Genomic DNA, 6,115 nt, shown 5'->3' with positions numbered 1-6,115 from the left:
GGTATAATATATGCAACTTGAAATGGAGTCGCAAGTAAAAATGTCACAAGCGACAATGCCCCGGATGCTAAAGCATCCACTTTATAATACTCTCCAAGTCTGTAAGCGATTCCAAAAACAGCTATTAAAGCCATTATATTAAAAGTTGCACTAACTGGATACCCCAAAGCTTTCTGCCAACTTTCACCAAACAACCCTGCCATAAAATCATTATAACCTGGTATTGGTAATGCACTAATAATAAGAAAAAATGATCCAATAATTAAGAAAGGCATCGTTAAAATAATTCCATCACGTATAGCTTGCAAATGCCTCTGCTCTGCTACCTTTCCTGCTATTGGCATTACATATTTTTCTAAAAACCGTATCATCTATCCCACTCTCCTCATGGTTTCATTGACAAAGCTGCTTGCAAGATAGCCTCCCCATTACAAAGTCCGTAATGGACGGATTGAATGACATCAACAGGTATCCCTTTCCCCTTACATAGTTCTTTCATTTTCGGTAATAAATAACGTACTTGCGGTCCAAGTAAAAGTACATCTGCTTCATCGATGTGACTATTCACTTCAGAACCTGATACAGCCCAAATCTTTACCTCTATCCCTTTTGCCTGTGCTGCTTTCTCCATTTTTGTAACAATCAAACTGGAAGACATTCCCGCCGCACAGCAAAGCAAAATATTCATCCCGCATCCCTCCCCTTTTTTCTAAACCTAAGTTATGGTACATCCCTTGCTACCACTAGGTTACAAATATATATGTCTAGATTTCTAACTGTATGCCGAGCTTAAAAACAAAAATTTCTCGGTTTTCACGCTATTCCATCTATCGGTATTCTTCTAGTAAAGAGGACTCTAACTCGCTATAATAGTTCAGTATGATTTTTTTATAATAGATAGGAGGGTATATTTATGAAGGCATATCGCTTTCCACTTATTTTATTATCTTCTATCCTAATTGGTGGTTTCATTGGTTATTTCATGGGTGCCGATGCAGTTGCTTTAAAGCCACTTGGTGACATTTTCTTAAACTTAATGTTTACGATTGTTGTACCTTTAGTATTCTTTAGCATCGCGTCATCTATTGCTAATATGGATGGATTAAAACGTTTCGGTAAAATTATGTCTAGTATGGCTGGAACTTTCTTATTTACAAGTATTTTAGCTGCTATTTTTATGATTATTGTCGTGAAAGTATTCCCGCCAGCACAAGGCGTTGTATTAGAACTAACACAACCTGACAAAGCTGAAAAAGCAGTGAGTGTTGCGGATCAAATCGTCGGTATCTTAACAGTATCTGACTTCTCGAAGTTACTATCTCGTGAAAATATGTTAGCTCTTATTTTCTTCTCTATCTTAATGGGGGTTGCAACTTCAGCAGTTGGTGAAAAAGGTAAACCATTCGCTACATTCCTACAAGCTGGTGCAGAGATTTCAATGAAAGTCGTATCTTTCATTATGTACTACGCTCCAATCGGACTTGCTGCTTACTTCGCAGCATTAGTTGGCGAATTCGGACCACAACTTCTTGGAACTTACTTCCGAGCAGCAATGGTATACTATCCAGCATCTCTAATTTATTTCTTTGTATTCTTCACTTTCTATGCATACCTTGCAGGTCGCAAACAAGGTGTTCAAATATTTTGGAAGAATATGGTCTCTCCTACAGTTACATCTCTTGCAACTTGTAGCAGTGCCGCAAGTATTCCAGCGAACTTAGAAGCAACGAAAAAAATGGGTATTTCTTCAGACGTTCGTGAAACAGTTGTCCTTCTTGGATCTACACTTCATAAAGACGGCTCTGTTTTAGGCGGGGTATTAAAGATTGCTTTCTTATTCGGTATTTTCAACATGGAATTTGAAGGACCAAAAACATTAGCAATCGCACTTGTCGTTTCTCTATTAGTAGGAACAGTAATGGGTGCTATTCCAGGCGGAGGTATGATTGGGGAAATGTTAATCGTTTCTCTATATGGATTCCCGCCAGAAGCACTGCCAATTATCGCAGCAATTAGTACAATTATTGATCCTCCTGCAACGATGTTAAACGTAACCGCAGATAATGCTTGTGCCGTAATGACAGCTCGCCTTGTAGAAGGTAAAAACTGGATCAAAAATAAATTTGCTTAATAAATAAAAAGAGGATGCTCTAAACGAGCATCCTCTTTTTGTCGTTATTTGTTGATAAGTCGATATCCCTTGTCGAAACGTCGATATATTGAAAAAATCGTTGATATATTTGAAGTTATGATAGATATATTCGAAGAATCGTTGATATATTTGAAGTTATAATAGATATATCCGAAAAATCGTTGATATCTCCTCTTGCCACAAATTTGTTAAAATCTTCACAAATATTCCACACCTCTCATCCTTACTCCGTACTATAATCATGTATGGAAAAGGAGATGGAAACAATGACACAAAGCGCACCGGAATTTAAAGTTTTGCAAAGCATTGCATTTCTTGCTGTCGTTTTGCAAAGTTCCTTATTATATACAATGAATCAAGGAAATGTCTTACTTGAACAATCCCTCATTATGGGTATGCTATTTAATCTCGCAAAGTTTTCAGCACCTGCATTCATATTTATCGTTGGGTTTCACCTAATTCGTCACTATACAAAGCAATTAGTATACAAAGAATATATTTCTGAAAAAGCCACACACCTACTCATTCCTTATTTCTTTTGGTCTATTCTTTACTTATTAACAACAAACGATATTATGACATTACAAGGCGGGATAAAAAGTTTACTACTCGGAACAGCCGCACCGCATCTTTGGTACGTTATTATGATGTTCCAAATTCATTTATTATTCCCTTTACTATGCACACTATTTTATTGGTTTCAAAAACGAACAGAAAATAAAAAAGACATATATAAATATATGACCATCTTTGCTTGTCTATATTTCCTTTTAATGTGGTACTCCTCTCACTACATTTTTAATGGAGAGAAATTGACTAGTTCAACCATTTTACATTATACAGATCGTTCCTTCTTCTTCTACTCGTTCTATTTCGTTATGGGCGGAATCGCTGCTGTATCATTAAAAACTTGGCGTATATTTGTCATGAAACATATCCCGCTTATCACAATATTATTTTTCATCTTATTTTTATTCATCAATTATGAGTTATTTAGTTTTTACGGAGCAAACTCTATTCATTTAACCGTTTCTACTTATTTAAAACCGTCTATGTTTTTATATATCGTTTGTGAAATTATGATACTGTACGTGCTATCTATTACAATCGTACAGCGACGCGGTTTCTTATATAAAGCTTTACGATTTATCGGAAATTACACGTATGGTGCTTATTTAGCTCACTTTTTCTTCTTGCAACTATGTACAAAATTCCTTTCTTTATTCACACTGCAAGAAAACACAATATTATATAGCCTATTATTATTTACAATAACGGCTACAATCTCGATTTCAGCAATGGCCATTTGCAGTACACTACCACTTCATACGTGGATTACAGGACCTTCTCCTACAACAAATATAAAGTGGGCGAAGATCATACTTCGGAAAAATCACGAAAAAGTATGCAAACCATATCTTTGATATAATAGAATTCCATACAAGAAAAGAAAGTAGGATACACCTATGATTAATCAAATTGGACAAATTATGTTATATGTAAATAATCAAGATGAAGCCGTACAATTTTGGACTGAGACAGTAGGATTCCAAATTATTGCGGAAGAAAATAACGGAAAAGGATTCCGCTGGATTGAAATTGCACCGGCGAAAGAAGCAGGAACAAGCATCGTCCTTCACGATAAAGCGTTAATCGCGAAGATGCAACCTGAACTAAATCTTAATACACCTTCACTTATGTTCTTCTCAAATAACTTAGACCGTCTATATAAAGACCTTTCTGAGAAAAATGTCACAGTTGGACAAGTTGTAGATTTACCTACTGGTAAAGCATTTAATTTTGCTGATAATGAAAATAATTACTTTGCAGTAATGGAACGCAAATAAAAAAGAAGCTATCCGAAAAAATCGGATAGCTTCTTTCATTTTAAGAAACTTGTTCTGTATTCGTTTCTCTGTGCTGTATATGACTCGTAATCCAAGCAATTCCACCAGCAACAACGAGGTAACATAACAATATTAAAATTTGCATTCGTAATTGCGACCAATCTCCTAAAGAAATAACATCTTGTAATCCTCTAAGAGAATGTGACATTGGAAGAAACTGTCCGATTTTGCTAAGAACAGCTACGTTTAATTCTCCTGGGAAAGTCCCCCCACTCGTCGCTAATTGCAAGACGAGAAGTGTTACTGCCGCGAATTTCCCAACAAGACCAAATACCGTTACTAACATAAGAATAAACGTCATAAACGTAAAGGAAATAACAATACTTGATAAAACAAAGAGTGGTACACTTGCAACTTCTAATTTCATAACTCCTAGCACAACCACATCTACAAGTAGCGCTTGAATGAGTCCAATTAAATATACTAATCCTAGTTTATTAACAAAATGTACCGTTCCACTTACCTTCATATTTTGTCTACGGCCAAGCGGTAAAATATTTGACGCCATTATTCCGCCGACATAAAATGCAAGTGATAAGAAATATGGTGCAATACCTGAACCGTAGTTAGGTACGTCAGAAACTGTTGACTTCACTAATTGAACTGGCTCCGAGAACATCGTATTGCGTGCATCATCATTGCGAACATCCGCTATCTTCTCTGCGCCCTCTCCTAATTTCGTAGCAAGTTCTTTCGCACCGTCGTCAAGTTTAACAAGGCCATTCACTAACTTGCCAGCGCCATTATTCAGCTCTGTTCCACCACTCGCAAGCTGATTTACACCTTCTTGTAATGATGTAAATCCATTGCCCCACTTCGTAAATCCATCAGCTAGATTTGCCGCACCATCTGCTATCTTTTTCGTTCCAGCAGTAGCTTCATTTAACTTAACTCCGAATGTATTCATGCCTTCTTCAACTTTAAGCTGACCGTCAGCAAGCTTCTTCGCGCCTTGTGTCAATTGTTGTTGGCCATTATTTAAAGTATTTGTTGCTTTAGCTAACCCATTAGAAGTAGCAACGATTTTTTGAAAAGCAGGATCTTGCTGTGCTTCTGGATGACTTTTCATGTACTCCTCTAATTGCTTCTTCACACTACTTGCCGCATCATCCGCTTTCACTTGTCCCTCAGCAAGTTTCTCGCTTCCGTTCACCCATTCATTTGTACCAGCACTTAATTCACTAACTCCTGATTGTAAAGTTCCTTCACCTTGCGCTAGTAATTCCAAACCACTATGAAGTGATGTCGCTCCTTGACTTAGCTCATTTGCTCCCCCGGTTAAAGCAGATTGACTGGATGCAAGCTTGTCACTTCCTTCTTTCAATTTCGATGTCCCGTCACTTAAACGATCAATACCATCCGCAAGCCGATTTGCTCCATTTTTTGCATCGGTCGTTCCTTCATGTAACTTCTCAGCCCCATTACTTGCATCACTCAATCCTTGTGCCAAATCTTGAAACTTTGAAAAGACACCTTCTGTATAAGATTTCGTAATACTGTTTGAGATTTTTGTTTTCATATTTTCAACAGCTGTCGTTCCAATTTGAGCTGCTACAAAGTTTTTACCTGGATTTACTTTGTACTGCAATTGTGCCGGTTCTGGTTTCTCATCCATAAGTGTACTTACTTTTTTAGAGAAATCTTCCGGAATCGTAACAACCATATAATACTTATCTTCTTTTAACCCTTCATCAGCATTTTTTTCTGATACGAAATGAAAAGCCAGTTCCTTATTCTCTTTTAAATTTTTAACAAAGTCGTCTCCTGCATGAATTGTTTTTTCATCCATTGCAGCACCTTTATCTAAATTCACAACTGCAACAGGTAATTTATCTAATCGTCCGTATGGATCCCAATATCCAGCTAAAAAGAATCCCGAATAAATTAAAGGAACGATTAATAAAAAAATTAAAGCGATACGTCCATGTTTATGGTGCCACATCGCTTTCCAATCTTTAAATATAAGTTTAATACCCTTCATGAAACATACTCCTTCTCCGAATTTAACACCATTAGAATGGTTTAACAGATTTACTATACACGTCCATTTTCATAC

The 6,115-nt window shown here is 36.7% G+C and carries 6 protein-coding genes; 3 read left to right on the top strand and 3 right to left on the bottom strand.

Translation table 11 applies throughout. The annotated features are described in order from the left end of the window. Positions 1–371: PTS transporter subunit EIIC (locus tag JDS92_RS29340; protein ID WP_199632992.1), on the bottom strand; the 371-nt coding region annotated here is incomplete at its 3' end. Positions 372–385: 14 nt separating this feature from the next. After that, a complete protein-coding gene (locus tag JDS92_RS29335; RefSeq protein ID WP_001023559.1) occupies positions 386–688 on the bottom strand; it encodes a PTS sugar transporter subunit IIB in 303 nt (100 codons plus the stop codon). A 225-nt stretch (positions 689–913) separates the two neighbouring features. Between JDS92_RS29335 and JDS92_RS29330 the strand changes: the two genes are divergently transcribed. The 3 genes from JDS92_RS29330 to JDS92_RS29320 all read left to right on the top strand — a co-directional run bounded on the left by JDS92_RS29330 (position 914) and on the right by JDS92_RS29320 (position 3,999). Continuing rightward, entirely contained in the window at positions 914–2,131 is a 1,218-nt protein-coding gene (locus tag JDS92_RS29330) for a dicarboxylate/amino acid:cation symporter (protein ID WP_000649372.1), read from the top strand. Between the two features lie 287 nt (positions 2,132–2,418). Next, a complete protein-coding gene (locus JDS92_RS29325) occupies positions 2,419–3,576 on the top strand; it encodes an acyltransferase (RefSeq protein ID WP_000194326.1) in 1,158 nt (385 codons plus the stop codon). 42 nt (positions 3,577–3,618) lie between these two features. After that, positions 3,619–3,999, top strand: coding sequence for a VOC family protein (locus JDS92_RS29320; RefSeq protein ID WP_000609841.1), 381 nt, complete (start codon positions 3,619–3,621; stop codon positions 3,997–3,999). Between the two features lie 40 nt (positions 4,000–4,039). Here the strand turns inward: JDS92_RS29320 and JDS92_RS29315 are convergent, their stop codons facing one another. Continuing rightward, positions 4,040–6,040, bottom strand: coding sequence for a YhgE/Pip domain-containing protein (locus JDS92_RS29315; protein WP_199632991.1), 2,001 nt, complete (start codon positions 6,038–6,040; stop codon positions 4,040–4,042). Between the last annotated feature and the right edge of the window lie 75 nt (positions 6,041–6,115).

The sequence above is a fragment of the Bacillus cereus group sp. N12 genome (assembly GCF_016483575.1).
In the GTDB taxonomy this organism is placed as follows: domain Bacteria; phylum Bacillota; class Bacilli; order Bacillales; family Bacillaceae_G; genus Bacillus_A; species Bacillus_A toyonensis.
This window is presented reverse-complemented; position numbering and strand designations above follow the sequence as displayed.